The 17,114-nt window shown below is 61.3% G+C and carries 13 protein-coding genes; 5 read left to right on the plus strand and 8 right to left on the minus strand.

From position 1 onward, the window contains the following. Positions 1–29 precede the first annotated feature (29 nt). Both LDN12_RS02025 and LDN12_RS02030 read left to right on the plus strand, forming a co-directional pair. Positions 30–923, plus strand: coding sequence for a transporter substrate-binding domain-containing protein (locus LDN12_RS02025; protein ID WP_223921027.1), 894 nt, complete (start codon positions 30–32; stop codon positions 921–923). Further along, positions 920–3,586 (plus strand): response regulator, encoded by a 2,667-nt coding sequence (locus tag LDN12_RS02030; RefSeq protein ID WP_223921028.1) that lies wholly within the window; start codon positions 920–922, stop codon positions 3,584–3,586. The genes LDN12_RS02025 and LDN12_RS02030 overlap by 4 nt, the downstream gene beginning before the upstream one ends. Positions 3,587–3,624: 38 nt before the next feature. Here the strand turns inward: LDN12_RS02030 and amrA are convergent, their stop codons facing one another. The 3 genes from amrA to LDN12_RS02045 are packed head-to-tail and all read right to left on the minus strand — an operon-like array spanning position 3,625 to position 5,292. Next, positions 3,625–4,173 (minus strand): AmmeMemoRadiSam system protein A, encoded by a 549-nt coding sequence (amrA, locus tag LDN12_RS02035; protein WP_223921029.1) that lies wholly within the window; start codon positions 4,171–4,173, stop codon positions 3,625–3,627. A gap of 48 nt (positions 4,174–4,221) precedes the next feature. After that, positions 4,222–4,728, minus strand: coding sequence for a peptide deformylase (def, locus tag LDN12_RS02040; protein WP_223921030.1), 507 nt, complete (start codon positions 4,726–4,728; stop codon positions 4,222–4,224). A gap of 3 nt (positions 4,729–4,731) precedes the next feature. Further along, positions 4,732–5,292, minus strand: coding sequence for a glycine cleavage system protein R (locus tag LDN12_RS02045; RefSeq protein ID WP_223921031.1), 561 nt, complete (start codon positions 5,290–5,292; stop codon positions 4,732–4,734). 225 nt (positions 5,293–5,517) lie between these two features. Between LDN12_RS02045 and LDN12_RS02050 the strand changes: the two genes are divergently transcribed. Next, positions 5,518–7,530: a molybdopterin oxidoreductase family protein gene (locus LDN12_RS02050; protein ID WP_223921032.1), complete on the plus strand. Its 2,013-nt coding sequence runs from the start codon at positions 5,518–5,520 to the stop codon at positions 7,528–7,530. Between the two features lie 120 nt (positions 7,531–7,650). Here the strand turns inward: LDN12_RS02050 and selB are convergent, their stop codons facing one another. From selB to LDN12_RS02070, 4 genes are all read right to left on the minus strand, one after another. Beyond that, entirely contained in the window at positions 7,651–9,561 is a 1,911-nt protein-coding gene (gene selB / locus LDN12_RS02055) for a selenocysteine-specific translation elongation factor (RefSeq protein WP_223921033.1), read from the minus strand. Positions 9,562–9,756: 195 nt separating this feature from the next. After that, positions 9,757–10,461: a response regulator transcription factor gene (locus LDN12_RS02060; protein ID WP_223924007.1), complete on the minus strand. Its 705-nt coding sequence runs from the start codon at positions 10,459–10,461 to the stop codon at positions 9,757–9,759. A gap of 13 nt (positions 10,462–10,474) precedes the next feature. Then, complete coding sequence (locus LDN12_RS02065) at positions 10,475–11,410, minus strand: sensor histidine kinase KdpD (RefSeq protein WP_223921034.1); 936 nt, start codon at positions 11,408–11,410, stop codon at positions 10,475–10,477. Position 11,411: 1 nt separating this feature from the next. Further along, positions 11,412–12,320 carry a metal ABC transporter substrate-binding protein gene (locus tag LDN12_RS02070; RefSeq protein ID WP_223921035.1) on the minus strand — a complete coding sequence of 303 codons (909 nt, stop codon included), beginning with the start codon at positions 12,318–12,320 and terminating at the stop codon, positions 11,412–11,414. A gap of 101 nt (positions 12,321–12,421) precedes the next feature. Here LDN12_RS02070 and LDN12_RS02075 point away from each other — a divergent pair, with 101 nt between their 5' ends. Continuing rightward, positions 12,422–12,904 carry a hypothetical protein gene (locus tag LDN12_RS02075; protein ID WP_223921036.1) on the plus strand — a complete coding sequence of 161 codons (483 nt, stop codon included), beginning with the start codon at positions 12,422–12,424 and terminating at the stop codon, positions 12,902–12,904. Positions 12,905–13,090: 186 nt separating this feature from the next. Here the strand turns inward: LDN12_RS02075 and LDN12_RS02080 are convergent, their stop codons facing one another. Further along, positions 13,091–15,598, minus strand: coding sequence for a helicase C-terminal domain-containing protein (locus tag LDN12_RS02080; RefSeq protein WP_223921037.1), 2,508 nt, complete (start codon positions 15,596–15,598; stop codon positions 13,091–13,093). Between the two features lie 474 nt (positions 15,599–16,072). Here LDN12_RS02080 and mtnA point away from each other — a divergent pair, with 474 nt between their 5' ends. Further along, a complete protein-coding gene (gene mtnA, locus LDN12_RS02085; protein WP_223921038.1) occupies positions 16,073–17,113 on the plus strand; it encodes an S-methyl-5-thioribose-1-phosphate isomerase in 1,041 nt (346 codons plus the stop codon). Position 17,114: the final 1 nt, after the last annotated feature.

Consider the following 17,114-nt stretch of genomic DNA (forward strand, 5'->3'; position numbering starts at 1 on the left):
GCAGGTCGCCGGGAAGGACGGGAGGTACCATGAGAATCATTATTGCAATTGTCATCGCGGCCGTTATGCTGCCCGCCTGTATGGCACCCGCCCGCGCGGCGGACCTGGCGGAGGTGCAGCAACGGGGGGTACTGCGCCATTTGGGGGTTCCCTACGCCAATTTCGTCAGCGGTTCCGGCGACGGTCTTGATGTTGAACTGATCAAGGGATTCGCTGCCAGTATCGGAGTGCGATACGAATATGTTCCCGAAAATTGGGACACCATCGTCCGGGATCTTACCGGCCACAAGGTCAAGGTGACCGGCGACCAGGTCGAATTTTTGGAGGAAACGCCGGTTAAGGGGGATTTGATCGCCAATGGCTTCACCATTCTTCCCTGGCGGGAAAAGGTACTCACGTTTTCAACGCCGGTCTTTCCCAGCCAGATTTGGCTGGTAGCCCTGGCAGAGTCGAAGGTGAGGCCGATAAAACCGACCGGTTCCGTGGATCGGGATATTTCGAGGACAAAGGCGCTGATGAAGGGCAAGAGCGTGCTGACCTTGGAAAAGACCTGCCTCGACCCATCGCTCTACAAGCTGTCGGAGACCGGCGCCAGGGTAATCTGCTTCAGAGGTAAACTGAACGAGTTGGCGCCGGCGTTGCTGAAGAGAGAGGCGGAGATGACCATCCTCGACTTCCCCGATGCCTTGATAGCACTGGAAAAATGGCCCGGAAGGTTCAAGGTTATCGGACCCGTCTCGCACAAACAAATGATGGGCGTCGCTTTTGCGAAGGATTCCCAAAAGCTGTGCAAAGCCTTCAATGAATTCCTGAGTAAATCGAGAAAGGACGGCAGTTACCTGAAGATCGTCAAAAAATATTATCCTTCCTCTGTCCGCTATTTCCCGGAATTTTTCAAGGGCACCGATTACCGCGCACGATGACCCGTCCGTCGGCATCCATACCGCGTCGTCTTTTGCTCGGCCTGCTGGGGGTGGCCCTGGTAGGCTATCTGGTATATCTGGTGATTGCCCAGTATCAGGCGCAGCGGGAACTCCAGCGTTATACCTCCCTTCGCATCGTCCAGGGGGCCGAGAAACGGGCCATTGCGGTCAGTTATTTTCTTCAGGAGCGCCTCAACGATATCCAGAACATCGCCCGCTCACGGGAACTTTCGTTGTATTTCGAGAACAGGGCGCTCGGCATGTCGATGGAGTATGGGTTAGGGGCCAGTCTTGATGCGCTCCGTGAATTTGCCGCTTCCTACGAAAACAAGAAAATCATCGCCGACAAGCCGATTTTCAGCCGTATTCTGATTCTGGGACCGAAAGGGGAAGTCCTGGCCGGTAGCCTTCCTGCGGACGGGGGAGCGGACTGGCGCACACAATTACTGACTCATCCTGATGAAAGACGGATGTTTTTGGACAGCCATGATGCCAACCATGCTCTCATTCTCGTATGCCCGGTTACCTTCAAGGATGTCCCTGCGGGGTTCGTAATCGCCTGGCTTGATGTCGGCCAAATCTTTACCCGCTTTGTCGAGGAGGAAAGTCTGGAGGCGGGACGAGCCGATGCGCTCATCATGGACGGGATCTATCTCCTCAGTACGCAAAAGGTTGGCGGTGGTTTGCCTTCCCGGCTTCTGCCCGACCCCCGGAAGTTAAAACAAGGCGAGATACATTCTTTCCATATCGTGACGCCTGAAAAAGTATCCCTGCATATGATGGGTTCGCGTATCCCTGTCCCTGATACGCCGCTTTCCCTGGCCTTCTTTTTTCCCGATACCTCCCACGGCAGCGCCAATTCACCCCGCATGTTTCTCCTCGTTTCCGGTACGTTGGGGGCGTTCATCCTGATCAGCGGGGCGTTTTCCCTGCGTGCCGCCACCCGCGCCAAACTCTTGCAGGCCCGGCTGGCTGAGCAGGGCATCAGGGAACATGAGGTGGCGGAACGGAACAGGCTCCTCGAATCGGAAATGGCGGTTCGCATCCAGCTTCAGGATGAACTGCTGCGGGCAAAGGAACAGGCCGAAGCGGCCAACAGGGCCAAGAGCGAATTCCTGGCCAACATGAGCCATGAGATCCGCACCCCCATGAACGGCGTCATCGGCATGAGCGATCTTTTGCTGACGAGCGATCTTAATGACGAGCAGCGCACCTATGCCGAAATCGTCCGCAGCAGCGGCATGAGCCTGCTGGAACTCATCAATGACATCCTCGACTTTTCCAAGATAGAGGCCCGGAAGCTTCAGTTGCAGAGTTTGGATTTCAACCTCCGGGACCTGCTGGAGGAGACAACAGAGATGTTCGCCATGCAGGCCTATGAGCAAGGCCTTGAACTGGTTTGCCTGATCGAGCCCCAGGTGCCTTTATTCCTGCGTGGCGACCCGGGGCGGTTACGCCAGATTGTCATCAATCTGGTGGGTAATGCCATCAAGTTCACTCCCCACGGTCAGGTGGTCATCCACGCCCAGTGCGACCACACGGACGGAGAGCGGGTACAGGTACGCGTCTCGGTCACCGATACCGGCATCGGCATCCCGAAGCGACAACTGGCGGGCCTCTTCGACCAGTTTACCCAAGTGGATGGCTCTGCTACGCGCAGATACGGCGGTACGGGGTTGGGGCTTGCCATCAGCAAGCAACTGGCCGGGTTGATGGATGGCACTATCGGCGTCGAAAGCAACGAGGGGGCGGGTTCGACGTTCTGGTTTACCGTCGGGCTGGAATTGCAGCAGGGGGGTAAAACCACCGTAGTGGAGCCGTGCGATGAGTTCAGGGATGTGCCGGTCCTTGTCGTGGACGACAATCAGGCGTCTCGCAGGCAGATATGCAGTTTGTTGACATCAGGGGGGTGCGTCTGCCACGAAGCGCCGGATGGGCACACCGCTTTGTCGGTGCTCCGCGCGGCGGCCCAAAGCGGGAAACCGGTTCGGATCGCATTGCTGGATAGGTATATGCCGGATATGGATGGCCCGGAACTGGCCCGGAACATCAGGGAGGATCATCGGATCAGCGCCACGAGCCTGATCATTATAACGCCGTTGACCAGTTTGAGCGATGTGACGTATTACCGGAAAGACGGCTTTGCAGGATACCTGTTTAAACCGGTCCGCCAGTCGCATCTGTATGAACGGCTCGTCACGATACTGGAAACAGAGGAGGTTGACGCACCTCAGGCGCCTGTGGTCATGGCCCCGGTCAAAACGGGCGCGGAATGCGTAAACCGGCCGGCGCGCATCCTGGTGGCCGAGGATAACCCGACCAACCAGGCCGTCGCCGTAGCGATCCTGAAGAAGCTGGGCTATCGTGCCGATGCGGTGGCGGACGGCCGCGAGGCGGTCAGGGCGTTACAGACGATCCCCTATGACCTGGTGCTGATGGATTGCCAGATGCCGGAAATGGATGGTTACGAGGCGACGGCAATGATCCGCTCTCCCGATTCAGCGGTCCTGAACCACGGGGTTCCGATCATTGCCGTAACCGCCCATGTGCTGCGGGAGGAGCAGGAGAGGTGCCGGGCAGCGGGCATGGACGACTATCTCGCCAAACCGATTCATTCCGAGGTCGTGGCGAAACTGCTGGCTAAATGGTTACTGCGGGGATGAAGACGCGCCCGGTTTAAGAGCCGTAAATCGCTTCGCGATTACTGTTCTCCGAACACCAGGGCGCTGAAGATGTAGATCTCGCACTCCTTTTGCCAGGCGTTCTCGGGCAGACCGGCCTTGATGCAGGTGTGCTTCAGGAAGGTCTCCCGATCCCAGCCGTATTCGGTGGCCACCTGGGGAAGCAGTACGCCGCGATAGCTGTTCTTGATGATATAGATGCCGTGCTTCCCCACCTGGATCTGATCGACCGATGCGATCTTTTCCAGCGGAGACAACACCGATATTTCAAGGTTGAAGTCCTCCAGGTCCTGGCGCTTCATGGGGTAGAAACGCGGGTCGCGGGTCGCGGCCGACACGGCCATCTCCTGTACCAGCTCGTAGAGCGGTTTATCCGAGACGAAGTTGCCGATGCAGCCCCGCAGGCGCTCTTGCTGCTTGATGGTCACAAAACAGCCGTTTTCACGGACAAGCCCCTTTGAGGTGGTTTCCACCGGGGGGATCCGTCCGTCGGAGACATAGGCGATGATGGTATCGCGGGCGATCTTCAGCAGATCTTTCTGTTCCTTTTTCGTCAAGAGTTCCGCCATGTCTCCTCCAGGTTTTCATCCGAAAACCGCCCGTTTCCGGGGTGCAAACTACTTGTAGTTCTTCCGCCGGAACAGCCCGGTCTTCAGGCTGACGATCCGATCCAGAAACAGGATGCCGTCCAGGTGATCCATCTCGTGCTGTATGGCCACCGCCTCGAAGCCGGTTGCGGTGATGACCCGCGCGGTCCCGTCCGGTTCGTCGAACCTGACCGTGATCTCCGTGGCCCGTTCCACATCCCCGGTATAGTCCGGCACGCTCATGCACCCCTCGCGCATGACGGCCGTTCCGCTCCGGGCCGTGATCTCGGGATTGATCATGCAGAGCTGGCCGTGGTTGTTGTCCTTGCCGTGCCGGCTGGCCGACACGTCCACCACGCAGACCCGTAGGGTTACGCCGATCTGCGGCGCTGCCACCCCGACGGAACCGGGGCCGTCGCGCATGGTGTCGAGCAGGTCCTGGATCAGGGTGTGTATCAGGTTGTCGATGGCTTCCACCCGGTGGCAGAGCTTCTTGAGCACCGGGTGCGGATACCGCAGAATAGGTTGAGTCGCCATATGTCAGAGGGCTACCGGCGTAACCACCCGCACGCCGATTTCCACGTTCAACTCCTTTTTCAGGTTTCCCAGCAACGCTTCAAGCTCTTCGGGGGTCTGGCCTTCCGGCAGGGCCACTTCCAGCATCATCACGTAGACCGGCTCTTCGGCCGTGCCGATCAGTTTGGTGTTCAGATCGGTGATATTAACGCCCCGCTCCGCCAGTTCCTGGGTCACGCGGTAAACAATGCCCGGCTGGTCGGCTCCGTAGACGGAGACAAGGCAAATCTCCCCCGGGGGTTCCAGACGGGCGATCTCGTCGGCCTGCAGGGTGCGTACGGCCAGGGACATGCCGAGCCCGTCGCAGACCGGTTTCAACTCGTCATGGAGGCGGCTTTTGCTGAACGGCCTGCCATGGGAGACGATCAGGATCACGGCAAACTCGCCGCCCAACATGGTGCAACTGGAGTCGGCGATATTGCAGCCCAGGCGGAAGAGCGCTTCGGCAATGCCGGACACGATGCCGGTACGGTCTTTGCCGACAACGGATACGGCGTAGTGCAGTATTTCAGGCTGCGGCGTCATATAACCCCCTTGGTCTTGCATCCTGCCTTCCGGGCATCTTTGGCGGCCCCTCAATCACAAAATCCTCGACGTAGCGCTGCTACGCCTGCGGTTTTGTTCAATCAGGCCCGCCAAATCTACCCGAAATCCAGGCGCAATACCTGGTCAAAGTAGTTCTTAGGGTCTACACAATGGATCGAAACCGAGTATAATATGTTATCCCGCACATCTGGAAGGAAAATCTCCATGAGCCCCAATATTGTTCGTTCCGTCTGTCCCTACGACTGCCCCGACGCCTGCGGCTTGCTGGTTGAGGTGGAGGAGGGCCGCGCCGTGCGCGTTAGCGGCGATCCCGATCACCCCATGACCCGTGGCGTGCTCTGCCCCAAGATGAATCACTACGAGCGCACCGTCCACTCGCCGCGCCGTCTGACGACGCCGTTGATGCGTACCGGTCCCAAGGGGAAGGGCTGTTTCGAACCGGTATCATGGGCCGAGGCGATCGAACGCATCTGCTCCTGCTGGAAAGGGCTGATCGCCAGCTACGGAGGAGAATGCGTCCTCCCCTATTCCTACGCCGGGACCATGGGACTGGTGCAGAGGAACAGCGGGCATCCTTTTTTCCATAAACTGGGGGCCTCGCGCCTGGAACGGACCATCTGCTCTCCGGCCAAGGATGCGGGGTGGAAGGCGGTCATGGGGGACACCCCGGCCATGGAGCCCGGAGAGATGGAGCAGAGCGACCTGGTTATCCTGTGGGGGATAAATGCCGCCGCCACCAGTATCCACGCCATGCGGGACGCCCAGGCCGCCCGTCGGCGCGGCGCTCGTCTGTGGGTCATCGACACCTACCGCACACCGACCTGCGAGGCGGCGGACGAGGCCTTCATCGTGCGCCCCGGCGGCGACGGCGCCCTGGCCCTGGGGATGATGCACGTCATGGTCCGCGACGGCCTGACGGACCGGCCTTTTATCCGGGACAACGTGACAGGCTTCGAGGAGTTTGCCGAAAAGGTGCTGCCTGATTGCGCCCCGGAGCGCATGTCGGAGGCCTGCGGCCTGCAGGCCTGTGTCATCGAACGCCTGGCGCGGGAGTTTGCGGCCGCAAAGGCCCCCTTCGTCCGCCTGGGGAGCGGCCTGACCCGTTACGGCAACGGTGCCATGACCGTCCGCACCATCGCCTGCCTGCCCGCGCTCAGCGGGGCGTGGCAGCGCCCCGGCGGCGGCGTGTTCCCCGGCACCTCCACCGGGGGCGCTTTCCCTCTGCACCGGGTCACGCGGGAGGATTTTTTGGAGCGGCCGGCGCGCCTGGTGAGCATGAACCAACTGGGGGCCGCGCTGACCGAACTGGACGACCCGCCCGTCATGTCCCTGTACGTCTATCACTCCAATCCGGCCGCCGTGACGCCGGACCAGAACGCCGTCATCAGGGGGCTTGAGCGCAACGACCTGTTCACCGTGGTGCACGAGCGTTTCCTGACCGATACGGCCCGCTATGCCGACATCGTCCTGCCTGCCACCTCGTCCCTGGAGCAGTCCGACCTGTTCCGCTGCTATGGCGGCTACCACAGCCAGCGCAGCAGGGCGGCCCTGCCGCCGGTGGGTGAGGCCAAATCCAACTGGGAGGTGTTTTCGCTTCTGGCCGCCGGTATGGGATGGGACGAACCCTTTTTCAGGCAGTCGGCCGACGACTTGGTGGAACAGTTGTTGGATTTCGACACCCCCTGGCGGGACAGGGAGACGACCCGACGCCTGCGGGAGGGGGAACCGGTGCTGCTGACGCCCCCCTCGAGCCCCAAGGGCGACTGGAAGACCCCCTCCGGCAGGATCGAGATCTTGAACTCCCGGGAGCCGGAGCCGTTGCCGCGCCTGCTTCCCACCCATGCCGCCGGTGACCACCTGCCCCTGCGCCTGCAGTCGGCAACCACCCCATTTGCCCTCAATTCCAGTTTTTACGAGCAGGAAGATTTGCGGGAGAAACAGGGGGGCATGACGCTGATGATGCACCCGCAGGATGCGGCCGGGCGGTCTCTGGCTGATGGCCAGGCAGTGACGGCCCATAACGGCCTTGGCGAGGTGGCCTTTACCCTGAAGGTCACGGAGCGGGTCCCGGCGGGGACGGTGGTCACGGAAGGGGTCTGGTGGCGGGAGTTTTGCCCCGGCGAGCGCGGCGTAAACGCCCTGACGTCTCAACGCCTGACCGACGGCGGGAGAGGGAGCACGTTGTACGACGTGGCGGTGGAGGTGCGGAGGGCGTAAGCCCCCTCATCCGCCCCTCCGGGGCACCTTCTCCCTGAGGGAGAAGGGAGCAGATTTTTCCCCTCGCCCACCGGGAGAGGGTGGCCGAAGGCCGGGTGAGGGGAAAGCTGAGGGGATACCCTACCTCTTCCGCAGTACCCGTTTGTCCCCCACCCGGATGGTGAGTTTCTCGCTGTCGAAGTATTCCAGGAGCGGGATGAGGAACTTGCGCGACAGGCCGGTCTGTTCCCGATATTCGGGCGGGGTGATCTCCCCTTTCGCCCGGATGAGGGCCACCAGTTTCTCCCGCAGGCCGTCCAGGGCCGGGGCGGCGTAGAACAGATCGCTGGAGATGCGCACCGCCTCCCCCTTCCTGACCAAAAGCGCCAGATTGTCGCGGACGGCCTTTTCGTCGCAGCGGAAGCGCTCCATGATCTCCTTGATCGTCGGCGGCTCGTTGCCCTTCTCCCCCAGGAAGGCGGCTATCTTGCCCGCCAGGCTGTCGCCGGAGGCGGAACTCTGCACAACCCGCCCGGCGGGTTTGACGATGTCACGTTCGGCGACCAGGGAACCGTCCCGCTCCATGGCCGACAGCAAGGGGGTGAAGAAGCGCTGGTCGCTCCGCTTGGGCAGCCGCGTTTTGAGTTCTTCCTTGCCCATGCCCTCCTTGAGGGGATTGGCTGCCAGAAAAGCGGTAACCTCGCCCAGCAGGCCGGTCTTCAAGGTTGCAAACGACTCTCTCGACAGGAAGATGCGCGGCTCCCGGACCATTTGAACGATCTCCCCGCCGGAGAGCAGTCCGGCCAGGGCCGTTTCGACCGCTTTGCGCGGGAGGCCGGAACGGAGCAGGGTTTCCTCGAAGGTAATCCCGGAGAGCAGGCCTTGGCCGACGAGCAGGGCGCAGATGCGCTGGTGCTCGTCGCCGCCCATCAATTCCAATAACTGGAGCGCATCTTCGCTGCGCCGGCGCCGGCGGGGGGGGAAGGGGTCCAGCACCACGCCGCCGCCGATCGTGGTGGCGGGGGAGGCGACCCGCAGGATGTAACTGTCGCCCGGCAAGAGCAGGGCCGGTTCCTTCAGGCGCAACTGCACGAATGCGCTCTCTCCCGGCTGTAGCGTATCCCGGTCCAGCAGGATCACCTGGGCCGGCACCTCATAGGTGGCGGAGTGGAGCCGCAGGGTGGCGCGATGTTTCAACTCGCGGGGCGCGGAGGCCAGGTGGTCCAGGCGCGCATCCACGGTCCGGGTGGCCCGGAATACCCCCCGCGGCACGAGCACGTTGCCGCGGTGCACCTGGTCCAGGTCCACGCCTTGCACGTTTACCGCCAGGCGCTGCCCGGCCATTCCGGTCTCCACCTTGCTGCCGTGGGCCTGGATGCCGCGCACCCGTCCTTCACGGCCCGAGGGGAGCAGTTCCAGTTCGTCGCCCACCTTGATCTCGCCCGAGAGCAGGGTGCCGGTCACCACCGTGCCGAAACCGGCCATGGTGAAAACCCTGTCCACCGGCAGGCGGAAATATCCTTCCCGCCGTTTCTCCGCACTCTGCTCAGCCAGCCTGGCCAGTTCGGCCCTCAGCGCATCCAACCCCTCACCGGTACGGGCGGACACCGGCATGATCGGCGCATTTTCCAGAAAACTGCCGGTCGTGAATTCCCGCACCTCCTCGGTCACCAGGGCCAGCCAGTCCGGGTCGACCATGTCCCGCTTGGTCAGGGCGACCAGGCCGCTCTTCACCCCCAGAAGCCTCAGGATATCCAGATGTTCCCGGGTTTGAGGCATGATCCCCTCGTCGGCGGCGATCACCAGCATGACCAGGTCCATGCCTCCTACGCCGGCCACCATGGCGCGCACGAATTTTTCGTGGCCCGGTACGTCCACAATACCGAAGACGATGCCGCCCGGCAGCTCAAGATGGGCGAACCCCAGCTCAATGGTGATGCCGCGGGCCTTCTCCTCTTTGAGACGGTCGGTGTCGATGCCGGTCAGGGCCTTGACCAGCGAGGTCTTGCCATGGTCGATATGTCCGGCGGTGCCGAGGATGAGGTGTTTCATGGGATGTTCCTTCAGGAGGTTGTTGAAAAACAGCCATCTCGTCGCCGTCCTCGAAGCCTCTTTTGTGCGGCGTAGCGCTGCTACGCCTCCGCAGGGTATTCTGCGGGTGCGGCGATCTGGCTATTTTTGAACAACCTGAGTTTTCCAACAGTCTGCCAGGATTCAGTCCCGTAAGGGGGGACGGGGAAAGGGGTGCTATGCTTGCCGGTTGAAGCGATACCCCACCCCGCGCACGGTCTGGAAATGGACCGGTTTGCCGGGATCGGGCTCGAAGTACCTGCGCAGGCGGACGATGAAGTTGTCCAGGGTTCTGGTTTCGGTGTCGCTGGTGTAGCCCCATACCGATTGGAGCAGCTCGCCCCGCGGGATGATCTCGCCTTCCTTCTGGAAAAAGAGCGCAAGGACGCGCACCTCCATCTCGGTCAGGTCGATCTCCCCCTGGGCGGTGCGGGCGCGGTAGGAGAGCAGAAATACCTCGTTGTCGCCGAAACGGTATCCCTCCTCGACCGGCTCGGGCCGGTACCAGGAGGAGCGACGCAGCATCCCCTTGACCCGCAACAGAAATTCCACCAGGTTGAACGGTTTGGTAAGGTAGTCGTCGGCCCCGTTCTCCAGGCCTTCCACCCGGTCGCTATCCTCGGAGCGAGCGGTCAGCATGAGAATCGGCACGCGCGGGTCCAGTTTGCGCACGGCGCGGCAGACCTGAAAACCGTCCATGCCGGGTAGCATGACGTCCAGGATGATCAGGTCGAAATGTTCCACCTCCAGGGTGACCAGCGCCTTTTCACCCGAGTCGAAATGGCTGACGCGGCAGCCCTCCTCCTCAAGGTTGAAACAGATGCCACGCGCCAGATGGATCTCGTCCTCGACAAGCATGATGTGGGGTTTGTCGTGTGTCATCATACGATTAACCTCAAGCAGCGGGGATTTTGATGGTAAAGGTGCTGCCTTTGCCAAGTCCTGCGCTTGTTACCGCAACCGTTCCGCCGTATCCCTTGACGACCGACTGGACGATATACAGCCCCAGCCCGGTCCCCCGAACATGTTCGCCTGCCTGTCGGACGCGGTAGAACATCTCGAAGACCTTTTTCAACTCCTTCTTTTCCAGGCCGCGCCCGCAGTCCTTGACCGAGAGGACGAGCTGCGTCCCCGACCTGGCCAGGGTCACGGAGATATCGGGACTTTCCGGCGAATAGAGTTCGGCGTTTTCAAAGAGGTTGCGCAGCACCATGCCCATCTCTTCCGGATCGATGGATGCCTTGAGCCCCGCTTCCGACTCCAGGGAGATGTTCCCACCCTGGGGGAGCCTGCTCCGTTCCCGTTCCACCTGCTCCTCCAGCAGCGCCGAAACGTCGGTCAGACGCCGCTCGGGCGGTTTGCGGCGCTGATCCAGGCGCGCCGCCATGAGCAGGTTATTGATCAGGTAGTGCAGTCGCTCCGTATCGGCCAGCATGGTGCCCACGAAGTTGTCCAGCCTCTCTTCCGGCGGCCGCCGCAGGCGGATGGTTTCCAGGTGGAGCTGGATGGATGCCAGGGGAGATTTCAGTTCATGGGTAACCTGGGAGATGATGTTGCGTTGTTGGGCGTACAGGTTCGACTGGCGGTTCCAGTAGTGAAAGATGACGTACACGCCGACCAGGATGGCCACCAGCATGACCAGTCCTTCGACCATGACCGGCCAGTTGTACCCCTGGCCCAGCAGCTCCGGCCGATACTTCTCCGCCAGGTTGCGGAACTCGCGATGTTTGCCGATGAACCAGTAGATCCAGCAGACCACCAGGGTGATCCAGACCACCTGGACGGCGATCAAGGCCATGACCGGATTGAATAAACGCCGGAGCAGTCGCATGTCAGTGAAACGCCATGAGCAGTTTTCTTATATTTATCTGCATCATCTCAAGGTAGTTGCCGTTCATTATGCCCGCGTGCTCATTTCCCATCACCCCCAGCGGCACAATGGTGGCGTCGATCCTCTTGGCGATCTGCGTGAGCGGCCGGCTGGGAGGGCGGTGGTTGCGGAAAATGAGGTGGACTCCGGCAAGCCTGCCCCTGGCGATCATCCTCGACATCCTTTCGGCGCTGATCTCCGTCTTTTCATCGGGTACGATCACCTCTACGGGCACCAGGCCGTAGCGGTTGAAGAGGAAGTTCCAGGCCCCTGTTTGGGCCATGAACGGCTTGGGAGGCATCTGCGCCAGCAGGGCGCCGGTCTCGTTATCCATCTTCGAGAGTTCAAAAAAGAGGCGGCGGAAGTTGCGCCTGAAATCCGCCGCCCGGATGGGGCGCAGTTCGGAAAGCGCCTGCAATACCGCGGGTGCGATGCGGTCGCGTACGATCCGGGGGTCCAGCCAGACATAGAGTTGCGGGATGGATGAGCCGGCCGGTTCGCGCGGACCGGCAAAACGGTTCGCAACGGCAAGATCCTCCTGGCGGGCGGCATTGATGACCGATACGTTTGCACCGGCCGCCGCAATGAGACGGTCACTCCAGGGGTCGCCACCCTCTCCGATACGGATAACCAGCTCCGTGCCCCTCATCTTGGCCAGATAGCTTTCGCGAAAAACGTATTCCGAGGGGTACGCCCCCGGAGCAAGGACTGTCGATACCGCTACATGTCGCCCACCGATCTTACGGACAATGTCACTCAAAGGCGATACCGTGCCGACCGCTCTGATCGGTTCCTCGGCCGAGGCGGCGAAGGGAAGGACGGTCAGCCAGAGGGTCGCGATCATGACCGTTCTGAATAATGGTGCCATCATCTACAGCTCCTTATGAAGGCTTGCGTATAACCGTGTTATTCTGTTATAAACTCAGGGCGCCGCCAACGCAATTCATTAATAGCATTGCGGAGAATAAATCCATGCCCAATCCTGATGCCAAACGGATTAACCGCACCATGATGATTTACCGCGTCGTCCAGGCCCTGTTGATTGCCCTGCTGGCGTATATGGCGTTCAATTTTCAGAGGTTGTTCGCCCTGCGTGGCCGGCCGGATCAATTCGTAACCGGCATCATTGCCGCCATCGTGGTCCAGGTGATCCTCATCTATCCGGTGTATCGGCTCGCCTGGCGGGACGCCGGGCTCGAGATCGAAGGGAGTGTCCCCGGACTGTCCATCGACCAGTTGGCCGCCTTGCGCAAAAAACGCCTGTTGGGCGACCTGTGGAAATTCTGCGCCGTCGCTTTTTTTATCATCTTTGTCGCCCTGGCGCCTGACCAGGCAAAGGCCCAGGGAGCACCATTGGTGCTTTCCAGTGTCCTGTTCTCGTTCCTCTTTGCCTGTCTCTCCTATTTCCAGTGCTTCAACTTCAGCGTCAGGAAGCGGATGAAGCAAGGCCTCTAAGAGGCTGTTGAAAAACAGCCATCTTAGCGCCTATCGGCGTCCCGCTGAACGGGATGACTACGCTATCGCTCCGTCACCGATAATTATGCTCACGCATAATTATACGCCGCCATCCTCGAAAGCCCCCTTGTACGGCGATCTGATTATTTTTGAACAACCGTGGTTTTTCAACAGCCTGCTAAGGCCTTACGAAGGAAGCCCGTCAAAGAACGCTTCCATTCTCCCGAATACTTCCTCCGAATTTCCCGTCACCAGCGCCGTATCGGGCAGGGAGCGCAGAAAGATCCTGCCGTAGTTCTTGGTGGTTACCCGGCGGTCGAGGATCAACACCGCGCCGTGGTCATCCCTGCTGCGGATCAGGCGGCCAAAACCCTGGCGGAATTTTATTACCGCCTGGGGCACGGAGAACTCGCGGAAAGGATCGCCGCCGGCAGCCTGGATCTGTTCGGTGCGGGCCTGCTGTACCGGCTCGGTCGGTACCTGGAAGGGGAGCCGGGCGATGATCACCAATCTGAGCGCGTCCCCCTTAACGTCCACCCCTTCCCAAAACGAATCGGTGCCGAACAACACGGCGTTGTTTTCCTTGCGAAAGCGGGAGAGCAGGGCATGGCGCCCGGTTTCCCCCTGCCTGAGGGCCACCAGCCCCTGCCTGGCCAACTCCGGCGCCAGCGCGCCATGGACGCGGTTGAGCAGATCGTAGGAGGTGAACAGGATGAAGGCACCTCCTTTCGCGATGGTCACGGCCCGCAGGATGCGTTCCTCCAGCGCCTGGCGAAAGCCGGGCGCGGTCGGTTCGGGCATGTCCTCGGGGATGCCGGCGAAGACCTGGGAGGCGTAGTCGAAGGGGGAGGCCAGGCGCAGTTCCTTCAGGCGTTCAGGCTTCAGAAGGCCGAAGCCGGTGCGTTTTTTCAGGTAGCCGAAATCTCCCCCCACGGTCAGGGTGGCCGAGGTGACGATGATGGTCTTGATCCGGTCCAGAATCGTTTCCTTTACCTGGCCCGAGACGTCCAGGGGCGCAGCACAGAGCCTAGCCTGCACGCCCCGGTGGCCGGAGCGGGATTCGATCCAGCGGCAGTAGCCTTCGGCATCGGAGATGAAGAACAGGAGGTCGTCGGCCATTGCCTGGAGGCGCCCTTCGATACCGCCGGCATCCAGCAACTGGTCGGCCAGCTTCTCCCGCAGTTTGTCCGGCAGATCCTCGCACCGGCGCAGCAAACTGCGCAGGGCCGAGGTGTAGTCGTTCAGCGCATCGGACAGGGCATGGGTCCGCTGGCGGCATTCCTGCCAGAACGCGCCCTGTTCCACCGCCTGCGTGATCCGCAGTTTGCGCTCCCGCCCTGCCTCGCCCCCCGTCTCCCGCTCAACGGTCAGGGCCAGCCAATCCATGCTCTGCTCGGTCAGGCCGGCCAAATCGTGGGCCTTGGGAAGCAGGTGGCTTTCAAGCAGGGCCGACAGCTCGGTATAGAGCGCCTCCATGGTGTCCGGCAGATCCCGGGCCAGACGGGCGGAGATGATCGTCAGGAGACCGCTGCGGCTGGCTTTCTGGGGGACCAGCCGATGCAACTGGCGCAGGATGCCGCCGCGGGAGATGACCAGGGAGAGGTGACTGGTGGCCACATCCTCCAGGTGGTGCCCCTCGTCGAAGATCAGGCGGGTGAAGGGGGGCAGGATGGCGGTGGCGTCGTAGCCGGTCTCCTTGCGCAGCACGATGTCCGAAAGCAGCAGGGCGTGGTTGACCACCAGCACCTTGGCGGCCGAGGCCTCGCGCCGGGCCCGGTAGAAGAAACAACGGTTGAAATGCTTGCAGCGGGAGCGGCTGCATTGGTCCGCTTCGCAGCAGACTTCCTCCCAGGTGCCTTCCCGCGGGGTTAGGGCCAGGTCGCTACGGCAGCCGTCCTGGGTGCCGCGGCTCCATTCGATGATGGCGGTCAACTCCGCCGCCGCCTCGTCCGGGAACAGGGATGGCTCGGCCTCGGCGTTTTCCAGTTTACGCAGGCAGACGTAGTTGCCGCGCCCCTTGACCAGCACGGCCTTGAATTCCAGCGAGGAGTTGCGCGCCAGAAAAGGGAGGTCCTTGCGGATCAACTGTTCCTGGAGGTTGATGGTATTGGTGGAAACCACCACCCGTTGGTTGTTGCGTACCGCCCAGAGGATCGCCGGCACCAGGTACGCCAGGGATTTGCCGGTACCGGTGCCGGCCTCGACCAGGGCTACCCGGTCGTGGTTGAATGCCTCTGCCACGGCAAAGGCCATTCGCACCTGCTCGTCGCGCTGCTCGTACCCCTTGAGGTGGGCCATCATCCCGTCCGGCGCGAAGACCCGGGCAATCTCGTCCAGGGAGAGCAGTTCCCCCTTTTTTTCGGTAAAAGGGGACACCACCTGGTAACAGCGGGTACAGCCGTTATCGATGATCGCGAAGCCGATCCCCTGGTTGCCGGCCACCGAGGCGATGTCCATGTCCGCCCCGGAAGGGGTCAGATCACCGGAGGGGTGGTTGTGGATGACCACGTCGCCGCAGGCCGCGCGGGTGAGGATGGCGGGCACGGCCTGCTTGCTGCCGCGGGCAATGGCCTCTGTCTCGAAAACAATGCCGTCAATATTGGCCCGGCCGATGAAAAAGACCTCGTTGCCGGCGGCTGCCTCAATCTCGTGGCGCATCAGAAGCAATGCGTCGTCGCTGAAATACTTGTGCATTTGGCTATAAACTTCTTTCCTGCGGACAGTGTGCCGTCGGCAATCACTGTTGTAAGTTTAGCAGCGCTGCCGGTGGGCGGCAAGGAAAAAGGGGGCTCTCCCCGGTTGAAATGATTGCCTGAGTCCGGCCTCCGTGATACATATAGTAAACGAGGTTGTTGAAAAACAGTCATCAGGCCTTCGTCCTCGAAGCCCCTTTTGTGACTGAGGCCTTTGGCCTCACCCTTCGGGCGCCTTCGCGGTCCAATTTCACAAGTGAAATTGTGCGGCGTAGCGCTGCTACGCCTCCGCAGGGCCTTTAGCAGAACCCTTCCGGTTCTGTCCCTGCGGGATGAACTCCGCTGCGCTTCGTCACCGATAATCGCCGGAGGCGATTATACTGTGGATGCGACGATCTGACTATTTTTGAACAACCTGAGTTTTTCAACAGTCTGATGGTAAACTGCCTTTATAACCCCGTACAAGGAGCTTTGCATGTCCTTCCGCACCATCGAGTGGCGCGACAACACCGTGATCATGATCGACCAGACCCGTTTGCCGGGAGAAGAGGTCTACAATACCTACGAGGATTTTAAGTCCGTGGCCGAGGCCATCAAAGGTATGATCGTCCGGGGAGCGCCGGCCATCGGAGTTGCGGCGGCCATGGGGGTTGCTCTGGGGGCGCGGGAGATCATCGCCGATACCCAGGAGTCGTTTTTCCGCCAGTTGGAGAATGTCTGCGAGGTCATGGCCCGCACCCGCCCCACTGCGGTCAACCTGTTCTGGGCCATTGATCGGATGAAGCGAGTGGCGGAGGCCAACCGCGGCAAGACGCTCGATCAGATCCGGGAGGCACTCAAAAAAGAGGCCATCCGTATCGAAGAGGAGGATTTGACTATCTGCCGCAACATCGGCAAATGGGGGGCCACCCTGATCCCTCAGGGGGCCACGATCCTGACCCACTGCAACGCCGGTGGCCTGGCCACCGCCGGCTACGGCACCGCCCTGGGGGTGATCCGCGCAGCCCACGAAGCGGGCAAGGGAATCAAGGTCTTTGCCGACGAAACCCGCCCCTGGCTGCAAGGGGCTCGCCTGACTGCCTGGGAACTGGTCAAGGAGGGAATCCCCGCCACCCTGATCTCCGACAATATGGCCGGTTTTTTTATGAACCGCGGCGAGATAACCTGCTGCGTGGTTGGGGCGGACCGTATCGCCGCCAACGGCGATACGGCCAACAAGATCGGCACCTATTCGGTGGCCGTGCTGGCCAAGGAGAACAATATCCCTTTCTATGTGGCCGCGCCGGTCTCGACCCTGGACCTCTCCCTGAGCGACGGCAGCCAGATCCCCATCGAGGAGCGCCACGCGGGTGAAGTGACCCATATCAAAGGGATCGCCATCGCCCCCACGGGGATCAGCGTCCGCAACCCGGCCTTCGACGTCACGCCGGCCCGTTATATTACCGCCATCATCACCGAAAAGGGGATTGTCAGCGGCGACTACCTCTTCGGGCTCAGGAAGGCCGCAGGTATCTGAC

The sequence above is a fragment of the Geobacter sp. AOG2 genome (assembly GCF_019972295.1).
GTDB lineage: Bacteria > Desulfobacterota > Desulfuromonadia > Geobacterales > Pseudopelobacteraceae > Oryzomonas.